Annotated in this window: 15 protein-coding genes; 11 read left to right on the top strand and 4 right to left on the bottom strand. The window is 74.6% G+C overall.

Features of this window, described 5'->3' with window-relative positions:
* Window positions 1-76 precede the first annotated feature (76 nt).
* Together ACWGJO_RS00265 and ACWGJO_RS00260 are read left to right on the top strand one after the other, a co-directional pair.
* Window positions 77-1459, top strand: coding sequence for a sensor histidine kinase (locus tag ACWGJO_RS00265; RefSeq protein WP_452181412.1), 1383 nt, complete (start codon window positions 77-79; stop codon window positions 1457-1459).
* Between the two features lie 44 nt (window positions 1460-1503).
* Window positions 1504-2163, top strand: a complete 660-nt coding sequence (locus ACWGJO_RS00260) for a response regulator (RefSeq protein WP_452181497.1) — start codon at window positions 1504-1506, stop codon at window positions 2161-2163.
* Window positions 2164-2248: 85 nt separating this feature from the next.
* Here ACWGJO_RS00260 and ACWGJO_RS00255 read toward each other — a convergent pair whose 3' ends face one another.
* From ACWGJO_RS00255 to modA, 3 genes are all read right to left on the bottom strand, one after another.
* Window positions 2249-3325, bottom strand: a complete 1077-nt coding sequence (locus tag ACWGJO_RS00255) for an ABC transporter ATP-binding protein (RefSeq protein WP_452181411.1) — start codon at window positions 3323-3325, stop codon at window positions 2249-2251.
* Between the two features lie 181 nt (window positions 3326-3506).
* A complete protein-coding gene (locus tag ACWGJO_RS00250) occupies window positions 3507-4322 on the bottom strand; it encodes an ABC transporter permease (RefSeq protein ID WP_452181496.1) in 816 nt (271 codons plus the stop codon).
* Window positions 4323-4474: 152 nt separating this feature from the next.
* Window positions 4475-5323, bottom strand: a complete 849-nt coding sequence (gene modA, locus ACWGJO_RS00245) for a molybdate ABC transporter substrate-binding protein (RefSeq protein WP_452181410.1) — start codon at window positions 5321-5323, stop codon at window positions 4475-4477.
* Window positions 5324-5721: 398 nt separating this feature from the next.
* On the opposite strand from modA, the gene ACWGJO_RS00240 reads away from it, so the two are divergent.
* From ACWGJO_RS00240 to ACWGJO_RS00210, 7 genes are all read left to right on the top strand, one after another.
* Entirely contained in the window at window positions 5722-6789 is a 1068-nt protein-coding gene (locus ACWGJO_RS00240) for an RNA ligase (ATP) (RefSeq protein ID WP_452181409.1), read from the top strand.
* Between the two features lie 119 nt (window positions 6790-6908).
* The gene (locus tag ACWGJO_RS00235) at window positions 6909-8315 is read left to right on the top strand and encodes a cytochrome P450 (RefSeq protein ID WP_452181408.1); all 1407 of its coding nucleotides are present in this window, start codon (window positions 6909-6911) and stop codon (window positions 8313-8315) included.
* Between the two features lie 383 nt (window positions 8316-8698).
* Window positions 8699-9562 carry an MHYT domain-containing protein gene (locus tag ACWGJO_RS00230; RefSeq protein WP_452181407.1) on the top strand — a complete coding sequence of 288 codons (864 nt, stop codon included), beginning with the start codon at window positions 8699-8701 and terminating at the stop codon, window positions 9560-9562.
* A 132-nt stretch (window positions 9563-9694) separates the two neighbouring features.
* Window positions 9695-12820, top strand: a complete 3126-nt coding sequence (locus tag ACWGJO_RS00225; RefSeq protein ID WP_452181406.1) for a nitrate- and nitrite sensing domain-containing protein — start codon at window positions 9695-9697, stop codon at window positions 12818-12820.
* Window positions 12817-13227, top strand: coding sequence for a roadblock/LC7 domain-containing protein (locus ACWGJO_RS00220; RefSeq protein WP_387684924.1), 411 nt, complete (start codon window positions 12817-12819; stop codon window positions 13225-13227). Before ACWGJO_RS00225 ends, ACWGJO_RS00220 begins: the two co-directional genes overlap by 4 nt.
* Window positions 13228-13352: 125 nt before the next feature.
* A complete protein-coding gene (locus tag ACWGJO_RS00215; protein WP_387727801.1) occupies window positions 13353-13700 on the top strand; it encodes a DUF742 domain-containing protein in 348 nt (115 codons plus the stop codon).
* A 169-nt stretch (window positions 13701-13869) separates the two neighbouring features.
* On the top strand, window positions 13870-14442 hold the full coding sequence (locus tag ACWGJO_RS00210; protein ID WP_401048668.1) for a GTP-binding protein: 573 nt from the start codon (window positions 13870-13872) through the stop codon (window positions 14440-14442).
* A gap of 137 nt (window positions 14443-14579) precedes the next feature.
* Here ACWGJO_RS00210 and ACWGJO_RS00205 read toward each other — a convergent pair whose 3' ends face one another.
* Window positions 14580-14942, bottom strand: a complete 363-nt coding sequence (locus ACWGJO_RS00205) for a hypothetical protein (RefSeq protein WP_452181405.1) — start codon at window positions 14940-14942, stop codon at window positions 14580-14582.
* 361 nt (window positions 14943-15303) lie between these two features.
* Between ACWGJO_RS00205 and ACWGJO_RS00200 the strand changes: the two genes are divergently transcribed.
* Both ACWGJO_RS00200 and ACWGJO_RS00195 read left to right on the top strand, forming a co-directional pair.
* Window positions 15304-15858 (top strand): RNA polymerase sigma factor, encoded by a 555-nt coding sequence (locus ACWGJO_RS00200; protein ID WP_452181404.1) that lies wholly within the window; start codon window positions 15304-15306, stop codon window positions 15856-15858.
* A gap of 93 nt (window positions 15859-15951) precedes the next feature.
* On the top strand, window positions 15952-16989 hold the full coding sequence (locus tag ACWGJO_RS00195; protein WP_452181403.1) for a hypothetical protein: 1038 nt from the start codon (window positions 15952-15954) through the stop codon (window positions 16987-16989).
* Window positions 16990-17118 lie beyond the last annotated feature (129 nt).

The following is a 17118-nucleotide window of genomic DNA, read 5'->3' as shown; positions in this document are numbered from 1 at the left end:
CCTCCCTCCCGGGAGGGAGATCGCGGGCGACCGGCGCGGGAGCCGGGCGCCGGGGGCGGACTGGCAGGATGGCCCAATGTCCAAGATCGCAGTGCTGAAGAGCGCGGTGTCCGTGACCGCGGCGCCGCTGAGTGCGGTGTCCCGACTCTTCGCGCCGCTGGTGGCCGGCGCCACGTACGCACGGATGCTGCACCTGCTGGTGGGGTGGTTCTTCGCGGGCATCGTGCTGATGGTCTATCCGGGGACGTACCACAAGGGCCTCGGCGAGATCCTGATGGCGGCCGTCTCGGTGGACGTCGTGCTGCTCGCGCTGGCCGCGCTCATACCGGCCGCCCGCCGGGCCGAGGGGGTGCAGGCGCGGCTGCTGCTGGTGCCCGACCGCGAGGAGGACATCGCCGCCGAGCCCTCCCGCACCCGGGCCGACCGGCGGCGGACGGCCGGCTGGCTGATCGGGCGGGTCGCGCTGGGTTCGGCGGTAGGGTTCCCGCTGGTCTTCGGGATCACCGGGGCCTTCGACAGGCTGACCGGCCCGGACGCTCTCTGGTACCTCCCGCTCGTACCGTTGGCGGTCCTCGGCTTCGGCTGGTTCCTGGTGTGCGCGGGCCGCCTCCAACTCGCCATGGCGATAAGGCTGCTGGGCCCCTCTCCGGCCGAGCGGCTGGCCGAGGCGGAGCTGCGGGCCGAACGGCTCCTGGAACGCAACCGCTTGGCCCGCGAGCTGCACGACTCGATCGGCCACGCCCTGACGGTGACCGTCCTTCAGGCGGGCGCGGCACGCGAGGTCGGGGACCGGGACTTCGTCGCCAAGGCGCTCGAAGTCATCGAGGAGACCGGCCGGCAGGCCATGGAGGACCTCGAACGCACCCTCGTGCTGCTGCGCGATACCCCGGCCGGGGCGAACGGCGTGGCCACCGAACAGCCCGGGATCGACCAGCTGCCCACACTGTTCGACACCGCCAGGGCGGCCGGCAGCCCGGTGGAGGCGCAGGTCGACGTGAAGCCCGGCATCCTGCCCGGAGTGCTCTCCCGCGAGTCGTACCGGATCGTCCAGGAGGGCGTCACCAACGCCCTCAAGTACGCACCGGGCGAGCCGATCGACATCCGGATCGCCGTGCGGGACGGCCGGTTGGAGCTGCGCTGCGCCAACCGGCTGCCCGGCGCCGGACGTTCAGCGACCGGAGCGGCGCGGCCTCCGGCGGTCGGGGCGGGCAGGAGTACAACGCGCAAGGGCGGAAAGGGACTGCGCGGAATCCGCGAACGCGCCACGCTACTCGGCGGGGAGGCGGAGGCGGGACCTTCGGCGGCGGGCACGGCGGCAGGGGCGGGCACGGCGGCGAGGGTGGGAACGGCAGCGGCGGGCAGGGCAGCAGGGGCCGCAGCGGGGGCGACCGGGCCGATCGAGGAGGGGAGCGGGGAGTGGGTGCTTGCCGTGCGCCTGCCCCTACGCTTGGGCTCGTGACGAACGATCTTGCGATGGCAGGTCCGGCCGGAGGCGCCGCCGGGATGACGGACATCCTGCTCGCCGACGACGAGGAACTGGTCCGGGCCGGTCTGCGGGCCGTCCTGGAGGCGCAGGGGGACCTGCGGGTGGTCGGCGAGGCGTCCGACGGCGCGGAAGCGGTCGCCCTGGCCCGGGCGCTGCGTCCGCACGTCGTGCTGATGGACGTCCGGATGCCCGTGCTGGACGGCCTGGCCGCCACCCGTGAGCTGCTGCGCCCCGGCGCACCGGGTGAGCGCCCGCCGCGGATCCTCGTCGTGACCACCTTCGAGAACGACGACTACGTCTACCAGGCGCTGCGCGCGGGCGCGGACGGCTTCCTGCTGAAGCGCACCCGCCCGGCCGAGATCGCCCAGGCGGTACGGCTGGTGGCGGCGGGCGAGTCGCTGCTGTTCCCGGCCGCGATCCGCCGCCTGGCGGCCGCGCACGGCAACCCGACCGCCCGTGCGGCGATGGAGCGGGCGGCGCTGACCGAGCGCGAGGCGGAGGTGCTGCGGCTGGTCGCGCGCGGCCTCAGCAACGGGGAGATCGCCGAGCGGCTGTTCCTCGGCGTGCAGACCGTGAAGACGCACGTCAGCAGCGTGCTGACGAAGCTGGGCGCGCGGGACCGCACCCAGGCGGTGATCGCGGCGTACGAGTCGGGGTTCGTCGAGCCGGCGGAGTGATCGCGCCGGGGCAGGACCGCGCTGGAGTGATCGCGCCAAAGTGATCGCGCCGGGGGCCGCGCCGGAGTGAGACCGCCGAGGGGCGTCAGGCCGGGTAGGCGTGCGTCTGGGTGGCCTTGACCGAGGCCCAGACCGCGGCGCCGGGCGTCAGCTCCAGCTCGGCGACGGCGGCCGGGGTGAGGTCGGCGGCCATCGGCAGGTCGCCGGCGAGCTCGGCGCGGACCCGGTCGCCGTGCAGTTCCAGCCCGGTGACCTCGGCCTTCCACAGGTTGCGCGCGCTGGTCTGCGGGCGCTCCCGGTACAGCGTCACGGCGGAGGGCGGGAAGGCGACGAAGGCCGGGCCCTCCAGCTCCTCGGCGGTGGCCAGGACCGCCCCGTCCGGGAGCGTGACCCGGGTGCCCTCGGCTCGGCCCTGGTACAGGTTCAGCCCGACCAGCCGGGCGATGTAGTCGGTGCGCGGGTGCCGGGCGACCCCCGCCGGGCTGCCGGACTGCACCTGCCGGCCGTCCTCGATCACCACCAGCCGGTCGGCCAGCACCATGGCGTCCAGCGGGTCGTGTGTCACCAGCACCGCGACCGCCTCGAACTCGGCCAGATGGCGCCGCAGTTGGGACCGTACGTCGAGCCGGGTGCGGGCGTCCAGGGCGGCCAGCGGCTCGTCCAGCAGGAGCAGCCGGGGGCGCACGGCGAGAGCGCGGGCGAGCGCCACCCGCTGGGCCTGGCCGCCCGAGAGCCGGCCGGGACGGGCCGAGGCGTGGTCGGCCAGTCCCATCCGCTGCAGCCAGCCGGCCGCCTCCGCCCGCGCCTCGCGCTTGGGGCGGCCCTGGCAGCGCGGGCCGAACGCGACGTTGTCGAGCGCGCTGAGGTGCGGGAACAGCAGGTAGTCCTGGAACACCACCCCGACCGGACGCTCCTCGGCCGGGGTGTGCACACGCTGCGCCGGGTCCTCCAGGAGGCGGCCGTCCAGGCGCAGATGGCCGCCGGTGAGCGGGAGCAGTCCGGCGAGGGCGCGCAGGGCGGTGGACTTGCCGGCGCCGTTGGGGCCGAGCAGCGCGACCACCTCGCCGCGGGCGGCGGTGAGCGCGAGGTCGAGCGAGAACGCGGCGCGCTCGACCCGCAGGCGGGCGTCCAGGGCGGGGCCGGGGCGGCTGTCGGTGTTCATCGGGGTGGCGTCCAGGTGTCCAGAGTGCCCGGGAGGTCGAGCGGGTCCATCGGGTCCCTCGGGTCCCTCGGGTCCCTCGGGTTCGTTGGGTCCGTTGGGTCCGTTGGGTCCCGGGGAGTGTCGCAGGAGGTGTGCGGGGGAGCGTCCGCAACGGTGTCCGAGGTTGAGCGCGCGGGCGGGGTCACGGCGTCGACAGCCAGCGGTCGCGCAGGCCGACCAGGACGGCGACGGAGACCACCAGCAGCACCAGCGACAGCGCGATCGCCGCCTGCGGGTCGGACTCCATGGCCAGGTAGACGGCCAGCGGCATGGTCTGGGTGCGGCCCGGGAAGTTGCCCGCGAAGGTGATCGTCGCGCCGAACTCACCGAGCGCCCGGGCCCAGGCCAGGACGGCACCGGCGGCGATCCCCGGGGCGATCAGTGGCAGGGTGACCCGCCGGAAGGCGGTCAGCCGGGAGGCGCCCAGGGTCGCGGCCGCCTCCTCGTAGCGGGGGTCGGCGGCCCGCAGCGCGCCCTCGACGCTGATCACCAGGAACGGCATCGCCACGAACGCCTCGGCGATCACGACCCCGGTGGTGGTGAACGGCAGCGTGATGCCGAAGGCCGAGTCCAGCCAGGAGCCGACGATGCCGCGCCGCCCGAGCACCAGCAGCAGTGCCACACCGCCGACCACCGGCGGCAGCACCAGTGGCAGGGTGACCAGCGCCCGGATGATCCGGCGGCCCGGCAGATCCGTGCGGGCGAGCAGCCAGGCCAGCGGGACGCCGAGGACCAGCGACACCGCGGTGGCCGCGGTCGCGCTGACCAGTGACAGGCGCAGCGCGTCCCAGACGGCGGGGCTGGTGAGCTGCTCGGACAGGCCGCTCCAGGGGGCCCGGATCAGCAGACCGACCAGCGGCAGGATCAGGAAGGCCAGTCCGAGCAGCGCCGGGAGCAGCAGGGTGACCGGGACGCGGTGCGTGCGCGGGCGGCGACTTCGCGGGCGCCGCCGCGGCAGGGCCTGCGCGGGTCCTGCCTGCGCGGGTCCTGCCTGCGCGGGCTCCGCCGGGTCGCCGTCGGCGGTACGGGCCGGGTGGTCCTGGTCCGGGTGGTCCTGCTTCGGGTGGTCCTGCTTCGGGCGGTTCGGCCCGGAGCCGGTGGTGCGGTCGCTCACGGCGCCTGGAAGCCCGCTGCGGTCAGCACCTGCTTGGCCTCGGGCGACTGGACGTACGCGACGAAGGCGGCGGCGCCGTCCTTGTTCGGGGCCTTGGCGAGGGCGGCGATCGGGTAGTCGTTCACGGCCTTGGCGGCCTCGGGGAAGTCCACGCCGTCGATCTTCGCGGCATCGGCCTGGACATCGGTCCGGTACACCAGGGACGCGTCGACCTCGCCGAGTTCGACCTTGGTGAGCGCGCCCTTGACGTCCTGCTCCAGGGTGACCGGAGTGAGGTCGAGGCCGGCGGCCTTGAGCGCGGTCTGGGCGGCGGCGCCGCACGGCACCTCCTTTGCGCACAGGGCGACCTTCACGCCGGAGGCGGTGAGGTCCTTGAGGCCCGCGATGTGCTTGGGGTTGCCCTTGGGGACGGCGATGGTGAGCGTGTTCTTGACGAAGGTCGTCGGCTGTCCGCTCGCGCCGCCCGCGTCCGTCACGGTCTTCATGGTGGCCGGGCTGGCGGCGGCGAACACGTCGGCCGGGGCGCCGGAGTTGATGCTGGTGGCGAGGCTGGAGCTGCCGCCGAAGTTGAAGGTGACCTTGGCGCCCGGGTTGGCGGCCTCGAACTTCTTGCCGAGCTCGGTGAAGGTCTCCTTGAGCGAGGCGGCGGCGAAGACGGTGACGGTGCCGGAGGCCTTCGGGACGCCGCTGCCGGCGGCGGAGGCGTCCGGGGAGGTGGCCGAGGAGGCCGTGGAACCGGAGGACTTGCCGCCGTCGCTGCCGCAGGCGGTGACTCCGAGGGTGAGCGCGAGGGCCGCGGCGGCGGCGACGGCAAGCCTGCGGGTGGTGGGCGTGCGGGTGCTCATCGGTGGTTCCCCTCCAGGGTGCGCGCCGGAAGGGGCGCGAGGGACTGGCCGCAGCTGCGGCCATTACGGCGATCATAGTGCCGCATATGCGAGTGATAAATCCCCTGTCGGTTTGCACAGGCAGGAGCCAGTGGGGTCCTCCGGGCTGCTGTGGGATGGCTCGAACGGGTTCGGGGAGCGCTTGGCGGGGGCACTTGGCGGGGTGGTGTCGTGCGGGTGTGAGGCGGGTCGTGCGGATGGGGTGGGCCGTGCGGGTCATGCCGGCGGGGCCGGAAGGGAACGTGCGGAAATTGCGTCGCGCCGTAGGTGGTCGAACGGACAGAGTGGTGGCCGTCCGTACACGCGGCCGGGTTGGTCGCAAGCACTGCCGCGGTCGAACCAAGGGGAGGAGTCCGTCCATGTCCACGCTGCGCGTCACCGCGGAGAAGCTGACCGTTCTGGAGCACCCGAACGCCGATGCCCTGGAGCTCGCGCAGGTCGGCCTCTACCGGGCGGTGGTTGCCAAGGGCAGGTACCGGACCGGAGACCACGCCGTCTACATCCCCGAACAGTCCGTCCTGCCCGATGAGTTGATCGAGGAGCTCGGCCTGACCGGCAAGTTGGCCGGCGCCCGGGCGAACCGGGTGAAGGCGGTACGGCTGCGCGGCGAGCTGTCCCAGGGCATCGTCTGCCGGCCAGCCGCACTCGCCGGCACCGACCTGGCCGCCGCGGCCGAGCGCGGCGAGGACTTCGCCGAACTGCTCGGGGTGGTCAAGTGGCAGCCGCCGGTGCCCACGTCGATGAGCGGCGACGTGGTCAGCGCGCCCGACCTGCTGCCCTGGGTGGACATCGAGAACCTCAAGCGCTACCCCGACGCCTTCGAGCCGGGCGAGCCGGTGGTGCTGACCGAGAAGCTGCACGGCAGCTGCTGCCTGGTCACGTACGTCGCCGCTACCGGTGAGGTGCAGGTGTCGTCCAAGGGCATCGGCGCGCAGGGGCTGGCGCTGGCCGAGGACGAGCGCAACCTCTACTGGCGGGCGGTGCGCGCCTACGGCATCCCGGCGGCCGCCGCCCGGCTGGCGGAGCGCCTCGGGGCCGAGCGGGTCGGCGTCTTCGGCGAGGTCTTCGGCGAGGGCGTGCAGGACCTGAGCTACGGCTCCTCGGCGCGCACCGAGCGGCCCGGCTACGCCGCCTTCGACGTCTCGGCCGTGGTGGACGGGCAGCTGAACTGGTTCTCGGCAGCCGAACTGTTGGACGGCGAGCTGCCGTTGGTGCCGGAGCTGTGGCGGGGGCCGTTCGACCCGGAGACCGTCCTGGGGTTCGCCCGGGGCAAGGAGAGCGTCTCCGGGCGTGAACTGCACCTGCGCGAGGGCGTGGTGGTGCGGCCGGTCACCGAGCGCTGGAGCCCGGTGCTCGGCGGACGGGCGATCGCCAAGGTGGTCAGTGACGCTTACCTGACCCGCAAGGGGGGCACCGAATACGAGTGAGACGGGTCCGGATCCGGCCGGGCAGGTCGGCCCGTCGGTGGGTCCGGGCGCGGCTCCTTTCGGTGCTGACCGCCCGTCGGAAGCGGCGGCGGGCACGCCCCTGTACAGAAGGAGTGCCGATGACCATCGAACTCGTCCCTGTTCGGGCCCCCGGGCTCGCACCCGCCCCCACCTCCGCGATACCCGTCCCGGCGGGGAACCGCCTGGTCGGCTCACTGTTCGACCTCACCCGCCGCCCGCTGCGCAGCTACCTCGCGGCCCGACGCGACCACGGCGACGTGGTGCGCTTCCAGGCCGGGCCGCCCGGGCTGCGCGCCGACTTCTACGGGGTGTTCTCGCCGGAGGGCGTCCGGCAGGTGCTGGCCGTCGAGGCGGCCAACTTCCGCAAGGAGGACCCCTTCTACGACGAGTTGCGGACCAGTGTCGGCAACGGGCTGCTGACCAGCCAGGACGCCGAATACCAGCGCCAACGCCGCATGGTGCAGCCGCTGTTCACCCGGCGCCGGGTGGACGGCTACGCGGACGCGCTCGCACAGGAGGCGCAGTCGCTCGCCGAGCGCTGGCGGGCGGTGCCCGGCGGGGTGGTGGACGCGGCGGAGGAGACGTCCCGGTTCGCCCTGCGGGCGGTCGCGCGGATCCTCTTTGGCGCCGACGTGGAGGAGGCGATAGCGGTGGTGCACCGCAGCTTCCCGGTGCTCGGCGAGTACGTGAAGGAGCGCGGCTACGCCCCGGTCCGCCTCCCGCGCACCTGGCCGACCCCGGCCAACCGGCGCGGTGCCGAGGCCCAGCGGGCGCTGTACGGGGTCTGCGACCGGATCATCGCCGAACGGGCCGCGCGGGGCGGCGGCGACGAGGACGCGGACGACCTGCTCACCCTGCTCGGACGGGCCCGCGACGAGGACGGCGGGCGGCTGGACCCGGCCGAACTTCGCGACCAGGTTCTGGTGTTCCTGCTTGCCGGGCACGAGACCACGGCCACCGCGCTGGCCTTCGCGCTGCACCTGCTGGCGATGCACCCCGAGCAGCGGCGGCTCGCCCGGGAAGAGGCGCGGACCGTCCTGGCGGGGCGGGCGCCGACGGCGGCGGACCTGGAGGCGCTGCCCTACATCACCCGGGTGCTGAAGGAGGCGATGCGGCTCTACCCGTCGGCGGCCCTGGGTGGGCGGCGGGCGGTCGCGGAGACCGTCATCGACGGGTACGTGATCCCGGCCGGGGCGCAGGTCGTGGTCGCGCCGCTGGTCACCCACCGGCACCCGGACCACTGGGCGGACCCGGAGCGCTTCGACCCGGACCGCTTCCTCCCGGAGGCGGAACGGGCCCGGCACCGCTACGCCTGGTTCCCGTTCGGGGGCGGACCGCGGGCCTGCATCGGGCAGCACTTCTCGATGCTGGAGGCGGTGCTGGCGTTGGGGGTGCTGCTGCGGGACTTCGATGTGGAGGCGGTGGACCGGCGGGTGGCGCTCGCCCAGGGGATCACGCTGCGAGCGGCGAGCCCGATGCGGATCCGAGTGACGGCGAGCCGCTGACGGCCGACGGCTGACCGCGTGCGGCCGACAGCCGACAGCCAGCAGCGGACAGATGACAGCCGACAGAGTTCAGCGGACAGATGACAGATGTCAAACTCTGTCATCTGTCCGCTGCCGTTTGTGCGCAGCCCCCGCATGCCGTCCGTCGCGCCGGCCGCCCTCCGGGTACACGACAGGGCTATCGGAACACATCAACCGCTCCCTGCGGGCAGCTTTTCAGATCTTTGTCTGACCGATTCCGGCCCCTCGGTAGCGTCCCACGCACCCCAGGCCGGAAGCGCACATGCGGTTGGCATATGCCATTCGTGTGCAGTCCGCCCGGCCCGGGGCGCCCGGGCGCACCGCGTACCGCCCCCGGGCCCGACCGGTCGACCGGAGGTCCCATGGGCACTCTCAACCATCTCAGCCTCGGCTGGCTGACCCCCGCCCTCTCGTACCTGATGGCCTGCACCGGCGCCGCCCTCGGCCTGCGCTGCACGCTGCGGGGACTGGCCGCGAGCGGTCCGGCCCGGCGGAACTGGCTGATCACGGCCGCCGCCGCGATCGGCTCCGGCATCTGGACCATGCACTTCGTCGCCATGTTCGGCTTCACCGTCGACGGCACCGAGCTGCGCTACAACGTGCCGCTGACCGTCCTCAGCCTCGTGGTCGCGGTGCTGGTCACCGGCCTCGGCCTGACCGTGGTCTGCTACGGCCGGCACCGCGGCCTCTCCCTGCTCTCCGGCGGCGTCACCACCGGTCTCGGCGTCGCCGCGATGCACTACCTGGGCATGGCCGCCCTGCGGATGCACGGGGGCCTGCACTACGACGCCGGGACGGTCGCGCTGTCCGTGCTGATCGCGGTCGGCGCCGCGACCGCCGCGCTCTGGGCCGCTGTCACCATCCGCAACGTGTACACGGCCGCGGCCGCCGCGATGGCCATGGGCCTCGCCGTCAGTTGCATGCACTACACCGGCATGGCCGCCGTCCACGTCCGGCTGGAGCCGACCCGGACCGTTCTCGGCGGGGTCAGCCCGATGGAGTTCGTCTTCCCGCTCGCCGTCGGCCTCGGCTCGTTCCTCTTCCTCGCCTCGGCCTTCGTGGCACTCTCGCCGACCGCCCAGGAGCGGGCCGGCTACCGGGAGGCGGGCGAACTGGCCGTGGAGGAGGTCCCCGCCGCGCCCCCGCAACCCGAGCGCGCGTGGCACGAGCCCACGCCGGCGGCGGCCGGGCGGCGCGACGCCGAGCGGCACGACCGCGCAGCCTGAGCCGAGCCCTCGCACCTTCGCACCGCCCGCTCGCTCCTCGCCCGCTCGCTCCCGGTCCGGCCCCGCCGTCTCCGCCCACCCGGCCTCCGCCCACCCGGCCTCCGCCCTCCCCGCCCGAAAGGCTCCTCACCCATGCGAGAAGACCGCGGTACCGCCCCCGGTACCCGCCGGGGTGCCCATGCCGGGCCGCCCGCCCGTCCGCCGCGCCCCGGCCCGTGGCTGCGCGGGCTGCGTCCCCGGACCGTCCGCGCCCGGATCATCGCCCTGCTGATGGTCCCGGTCGTCTCCGTCATCGCCCTGTGGGGGTTCGCCACCGTTACCACCGCCCAGGGCGTCTGGGGCCTGATGCGCCAGCGCGACGCCCAGCGCACGCTGCTCACGCCGGTCGCGGAGACGGTCGCCGGGCTGCAGGCCGAACGCACCGTCGTCGGCCAGCTGTTGGCCGCCCCAGCGGTCCCATCGGTCCCAGCGGCCCCAGTAGCTCCGGCGCCGACCCCGGCGACCCCGGGGACCCCGGCGACCGCCCCCAGCGCCGCCCGGGAGAGCGCCCTGCGCGAGGCGGCGGCGGCCACCGACCGGGCGCTCGCCCCGCTCTTCCCGGACCCCCGCCGACCCGACCGGGGCTACAACCGCGCCGACGCCCAGGGCCTGGGCGATGAGGCGGCCGTCCGGCTGGACGCCCTCGGCGGTTCGCTCGCGGCCCTGCCCGCACTGCGCGACCGGGTCCTGGCCAGGAGCGTCGGCTGGCCCGAGGCGTACGCGGCGTACGGCGAGGCGGTGGACCGGGCGCTCGCCGCCGCCGGGGCCGTCGTTCCCTTCCAGGAGCGCCAGATGGCCGCCGACGCGCGGGTGCTGCTGGAGCTGGCCCGGTCCCGCGAACTGCTCTCCCGTGAGGACGCGTTGCTGCGCGCCGCCCAGCTGTCGGGCGGGCTCGGCGACGACCAGCTGCGGGAGTTCTCCGGCGCGGCCTTCGCCCGGCGCGAGTTCGAACGGGGCGCCGCCGCCGACCTGCGCTCCGTCGACCGGGCGGAGCTGCTCGCCGTCACCGGGGGTCAGGACCACCGCGAGCTGGCCGGGTACGAGGACAGGATGCGGACGGCCGCCGACGGCCGGTCGGCGGTCGCGGCGGTGCCGGCCGACCGCTGGGCGATGGTCGCGGGCAACGTGGCCGGCGCCCTGCGGGGCGTCGAGGACCGGGCCGGAAGGCTCGCCGCCGAGCGCCAGGACCCTTACGCAATGGGCCTGTTCACCCCGGCCGGGATGGCCGTGCTGCTCGGTCTGGTCGGCGTGGTGGCGTCGCTGGTGATCTCGGTGCAGATCGGGCGCGGGCTGGTCACCGAGCTGATCGGCCTGCGCAACTCGGCACTTGAGCTGGCCGGGCGCAAACTCCCCGCGACCATGAGGAAGTTGCGCGCGGGCGAGGAGGTGGACATCGAGGTCGAGGCGCCCCGGCCGGTGGGGCGGGGCGACGAGATCGGCCAGGTGCACCGGGCGCTGGGGACCGTCCAGCGCGCGGCGGTCACGGCGGCGGTCGAACGGGCCGAGGTGCTCTCCGGAGTCTCCGGGGTGTTCGTCAACCTCGCGCGCCGAAGCCAGGTCCTGGTGCACCGCCAACTCACCCTGCTGGACGCGATGGAGCGCCACACCGACGACCCGTCCGAGCTCGCCGACCTGTTCCGGCTGGACCACCTCACCACCCGGATGCGCCGCCACGCCGAGGGCCTGATCATCCTCTCCGGGGCCGCCCCCGGTCGGGGCTGGCGCCGTCCCGTCCCCCTGGTGGACGTGGTGCGCGCGGCCGTCTCGGAGGTCGAGGAGTACGCCCGGGTCGAGGTCCACCCGCTGCCGCTCGCCGCGGTGGTCGGCCACGCCGTCGCCGACCTCACCCACCTGGTGGCCGAACTGGTCGAGAACGCCACCGGGTTCTCGCCGCCGCACACCCGGGTGCACATCCGGGGTGAACGGGTCGGCAACGGCTTCGCGCTGGAGATCGAGGACCGCGGCCTCGGCATGGGCCCGGAGGTGCTGGCCGCGGCCAACCGCCGGATCTCCGCCGCCGAGCAGACCGACCTCTTCGACAGCGACCGGCTCGGCCTGTTCGTGGTCAGTCGGCTCGCCCGGCGGCAGGACGTCAAGGTCTCGCTGGTCACCTCCGCGTACGGCGGCACCACGGCGGTGGTCCTGCTGTCGACCGCGCTGCTGGCCGACGAGGCGGCGGCGGTGGGGGCCGAGGACGAGCGGTACGGCTTCGAGCCGGTCGCGCCTCCGCCGCCCTCGGCGGCGTCGGGCGGCACGGCGTCGGGCGGCACGGCGTCGGGTGGCACGGCGTCGGGTGGCACGGCGTCGGGTGGCGCGGTGGCGTCTGGTGCCGCCCCGATCGACGCGGTGGGTGCCGCGGCGGTCGGGGCGGGGCCGGTGGAGCCGGTGTTCGCCGATCGGGCGGATCACCGCGCTGTCCCGGAGCGGGAGTTCACCCCGGAGCACGGCCACGCGGAGCGGCCGGTGGGCAGTCCGGGCAGTGGCCCGAGTGGTGGCTCGCCGGGTCTCCCGACCGGCGTCTCGGGGCACCCGGGGCATCCTGGGCGCCGGGATGACCCGGGGCGCCGGGAGCACCCGCAGGACGGGACGGGTGATGGGCTTCCGGCGGCGGGTGGGCCGCCGCCGGAGGGTGGGGCGCTGCTGCCGTTCGGTGTCCGGGGCAGTGCCCCCGGGCCGGTGCGCCGCACCCCCTTCCGGGCCTCCGGTGCCCGGGAGGCCGGTCCGGCTGCGGACGGGCGCGCGGGTGCGGCCGCCCGTCCGCAGTCCGGGCCGCCGCAGCCGTACGGCGTGGAGCCGTACGGTCAGGGCTCCCTCGCGGAGCCGGTACCCGGACCGGCCACGGACGGTTCCGGCTCGGACGGTGTCCGTTCGGGCGGTCACCAACCCGGCCAGGGGCCGGAGGAGTTGCCGCGCCGGACCCGCCAGGCGAGCCTCGCACCGCAACTGCGCGAGGCCCCGGCCCGTCCGCCTGCGCACAGGCGCCGTACGGCTGCCTCTTCCTCCGTCTTCGCCTCCGCCGGGCCGGGTTCCGGCGACGGCTTCGGTGCGGCGGGCCGCAGCCCCGAGGAGGCGCGGGCTGCGATGTCCGCGTTCCAGAACGGATGGGCGCGCGGTCTGCACCCGGAAGACCGGCGGGACGGGCAGCCCGCAGACCCTCCGCAGCCGCCGCGGGCGCACCACCCCCAATCCCCGTCCCGATCCGAAGGAGAGCGTCCGTGATCGCCACCACCCACCGCGCGGGAGCGCTGAACTGGCTCCTGGACGAGCTGGTCCAGCGCGCCCCCGAGCTCCGCTTCGCCGTGATGCTCTCCGCCGACGGCCTGGCCATGGGCACCTCGGCCGGACTGGCGCGGGAGGACGGAGAGCATCTGGCGGCCGTCGCCTCCGGATTCCACAGCCTGGCCAAGGGCGCCGGTCGGCACTTCGGTGCGGGCGAAGTCCGCCAGACCATGGTCGAGTTGGAGGGCGGCTACCTGCTGGTCGCGGCGGCCGGGGAGGGCACCTGCCTCGCCGTGTTCGCCACCTCCCGGGCCGACCTCGGCCTGATCGCCTACGAGATGGCCAGGCTGGTCCGCCGGGTCGGGGAGCATCTGAGCGCCCCGCCGCGGGCGGTGGGCGGCCGGTGAATCCGGTGCCCCGCCCGTACCGGGGGCGACATCCGGAGCACCCGAGGGCAGACCCCGACGGGCAGCCCCGCAACCCGCTCGCCGCCGCCCACCGGGCGCGCTGGTACGACGACGAGGCCGGGCCGATGGTCCGCCCGTACGCGATGACCCGGGGGCGCACCGGGGCCGGGGAGCAGCAGTTCGACCTGATCGCCGTGGTGGTCACCGAGCCGCCCGACCCGACGTTCCTGCCCGGCGTGCCCGAGCCGCCGGTCGGCCCGGAACAGGCGCACATCCTGGCGCTGTGCCGGGGCACCCCGCTGTCCGTGGCCGAGCTGGCCGCCGACCTCGACCTGCCGGTGGGTGTCGTGCGGGTGCTGCTCGGCGATCTGCTGACGGCCGGGCTCATCCGGGTCCGCCGCCCCGTCCCGCCCGCCCTGCTCCCCGACGAGCGCATCCTCCAGGAGGTCATCCGTGGACTCCGCGCACTCTGACCACCCGTCCGCATTGTCCGCCCCGTCCGCACCGTCCGCCCCGCGCGTACCGTCCGGACTGCGCGTGCCGTTCGAACCGTCCGACCCCCTCGGCCTGTCGGATCCGTACGGCGGATCGTATACGTTCGACGGGTCGGATCCGTTCGACGCCGAGGACCCCGACGGCACCGTGCTCGCGCTCAAGATCCTGGTGGCGGGCGGCTTCGGGGTCGGCAAGACGACGCTGGTCGGCGCGGTCAGCGAGATCCGGCCGTTGCGCACCGAGGAGCGGCTGACCGAGGCCGGGCGCGAGGTGGACGACCTGGACGGTGTGGAGCGGAAGACCACCACCACGGTGGCGATGGATTTCGGCCGGATCACCATCCGCGAGGGGCTGGCGGTCTACCTGTTCGGCACCCCCGGGCAGGACCGGTTCTGGTTCCTCTGGGACGAGTTGGCCCAGGGGGCGCTCGGTGCGGTGGTGCTCGCCGACACCCGCCGGCTGACCGACTGCTTCCCGGCCGTCGACTTCTTCGAGCACCGGGGCATCCCGTTCGTGGTCGCGGTGAATCGTTTCGCCGGGACGCGGGAGTTCGGCCCGGAGGACGTTGCCCGCGCGTTGGACCTGGATGCCGGGACGCCCGTGCTGCTGTGCGACGCGCGCCGCCGGGCCTCGGGCAAGGAGGTGCTGATCAACCTGGTCGAGCACGCGGGCCGGGTGCACGCCGCCCGGCTGCTCGCGGACGCCTCGCCGGTGGGCTGAGACGGTGGCGGCGGAGGTGCAGCGGGCGGGCGACGGACAGATGACGGATGACGGCTGACAGATGACAGCTTTCGAAATCTGTCAGCCGTCATCTGTCAGCCGTCGACCGCCGGTTCTGTCGACGGTTCAACCGTGCCTCAGCTGTGCCACTGGAACACGATCCGCGTCCAGGTGGACCCGGGGCATTTGCCCCAGACCGCCCAGGCCTCCGGCCGCGCGCCGATCCACAGGCCGGTGGTGTGCGAGCCGTCGGCGCAGTAGGTGATGGTGCGCAGTCGCCCGGAGTAGACGTTGCAGTAGCCCTCCCAGCGCCAGCCGTAGTTGCCGGTGATGACGCAGTGGTAGGCCTCGGACGTGATGGTGTTCCAGGCCTCGGCGGCCGCGGGGGTGACGGAGCGGGTCCCGGCCGTCGCCGCGGCGGCCGGCAGGGCGGTGGCCCCGAGGGCGGCCGTGGCGGCCAGCCCGAACGTGGCGATCTTCCTGGCGATGCAGCCTCGCACGGTGGTTCTCCTTGCTGAGGGGTTCTCGTCGGGCGGGTGTCCCGGCCGTCGGGATGTCCGCGCGGTCCGAACGCGGATCGCGCGGTCCGCGCGGAGGTGAAGTCCCGCCTCCCGTACGACTGGTGACGTGTTGCACACGAATGACTGCGCACAGTGAGACGACGAACTATGATGTGACCTGTGTCACAAGTAATCCGGTTGGCTCATGGTTCCTGCGGCCAGGACGGACCGGGTTCTCGGAGTGCCGATTTCCGGGGAGAGCGGCATGGCGGATTGCAGCGGTCGGAATGAGGGCGGCGGCGGAGGGGAAAGGGACTTCGGTCCCAACGGGAACGGCGGTCAATCGGCCGAATTCAACCAGGTGTTCACGGATCTGCTGCCCAGACTCCAGCAGGCGGCGGCCTCGCTCGCCGGCGGTCCGGCCGGTGCGGGGGACGTCGTCCACGACGCGTACCTCAGGATCGCCCGTCGGCCGGAGCGCTTCCTCGGCCATCCACAGCCGTACGCCTACGCGTTCACCACGATGGTCAACATCCTGCGCGACCAGTGGCGCCGGGAGCGCCGGCGGGTGTCGATGCCCGAGGTGCCGGAGACCGGCGACATCGGCGAGCGGGACCGGGGGCTGCCCGACCTCCGGGCCGGTGGGATGGCCGAGTTGCAGGCGCGGTGGGAGGTGATGCGGCTGCTCGGCTTCCTGACCGTCAAGCAGGCCCGTGCGGTGGTGCTGGTCGACCTCGACGGCTACAGCGTCGACGAGGCCGCCGAGCTGCTCGGGCTGCACCGCAGCACGCTGGCGGTCACCCGGCGCCGCGCCCACGGTCGGCTGCGCGCCGTCGTCCAGCGGGAGCGCGAGCGCGACGGGGAGCGCGGTCGGGAGCACGATCGGGAACACGCGCGGCAGCGGGAGCGGAGCTGAGGGCGCGGCGGCGGGTGACCGCCGCGCCACCCCGACGCACCGAACCGTCGGCAAGTCGGCTCGGGCGCTGCCCCGGCCCGTACCCTGCGAATCGTGATCACGTACGAGGACGGCGGCCTGCGCGCACTGGCCGAGGACGGCCGCTGGCCCGAGCTGCTCGCCGCCTACCGGCAGGGCCGCGCGGCTGCCGTGGTGGAGGCGGGGGAGGAGACCGCGGCGGCGCTGACGGCTCCGCTCGGCCACCTGATCGCCTACGCGGCGCCGCCCGAGCTGGCCGTCCGGCTGTTCGACCGGGAGGGTGGCGCGGGGACGGCCGCCGGGGTGGCCGATCATGACGCCGGTCCGCTCTGGGAGGTGCTGGCGACCAGGCACTCCTGGCTGCGGCTGGCGCCGCTGCTCGGTCCGGCCCCGGTGCGACGGCTGGTCGCACACACCAGGGCGCTGCTCGGTGAGGACCTCTCGCAGACGGCCGAGCCCGATCCGGAGGGCGTGCCACTGCGTCTGGAGCCGTGGGAGGCGGCGGGCTGGGGCGAGACGGCCCGGGTGCGGGAGTACCTGCCCGGCGGGGGCGCGCGCAGTGCGCTGCTGACCCTGCCGGCCAGCCGGGAGGGCCTGGGCGAGGTGGAACTGCCCCCGGGGGCGCAGCCGGGTGGCCGGCCGGCCGGACCGCGGGTCGCCCGGGCGCTGGCCGGGCTGGGCGCGCTCGCGCCGTGGGCGCAGACGGCCTGCGTCCGCGGCCGGGCCCCGGCGGCGGCCGCCCTGCTGGCCCGCGACCGGCGGGTGGTCGGAGGCTATCTGCCGTTCGCGCTCGCTTACCCGGCGCTGGTGCGGGCCGCAGCCGTGGGACGGTCGCGGGGTTGTGCGCACGGGAGGCTGGGGCTGTGGCGGGCGCTGACGGCGATGGCCGGGGCAGATGGTCAGGGCGGCACGGGCAGTACGGGCAGTACGGACGGTACGGACGGCGCGGATCGTGCGGGCGGGACGGACCGGGACGAGGTGAACGCCCTGGTGGCCCGGATGCGCTGCTTCACCTGGCAGGAACCGTCGGCCGGGCTGCACCATCTGCACATCGCGCTGGAGGACCCGGCCAGTGGGGTGGCCTGGGTGGTCAGCGGCTCGCAGGAGTTGTGACGCGCCGACCGGACCGACGCCGGACTGCTGCTGGACAGCCGTCGGACGGAAAGCCGGACGGAAAAGTCGGACGGAAAGCCGGACCGAAAGCCGGACAGCCACCGGACAGAAAGCCGGACGATAGTCGGG

The organism is Kitasatospora sp. NPDC054795 (assembly GCF_053611565.1).
This window is presented reverse-complemented; position numbering and strand designations above follow the sequence as displayed.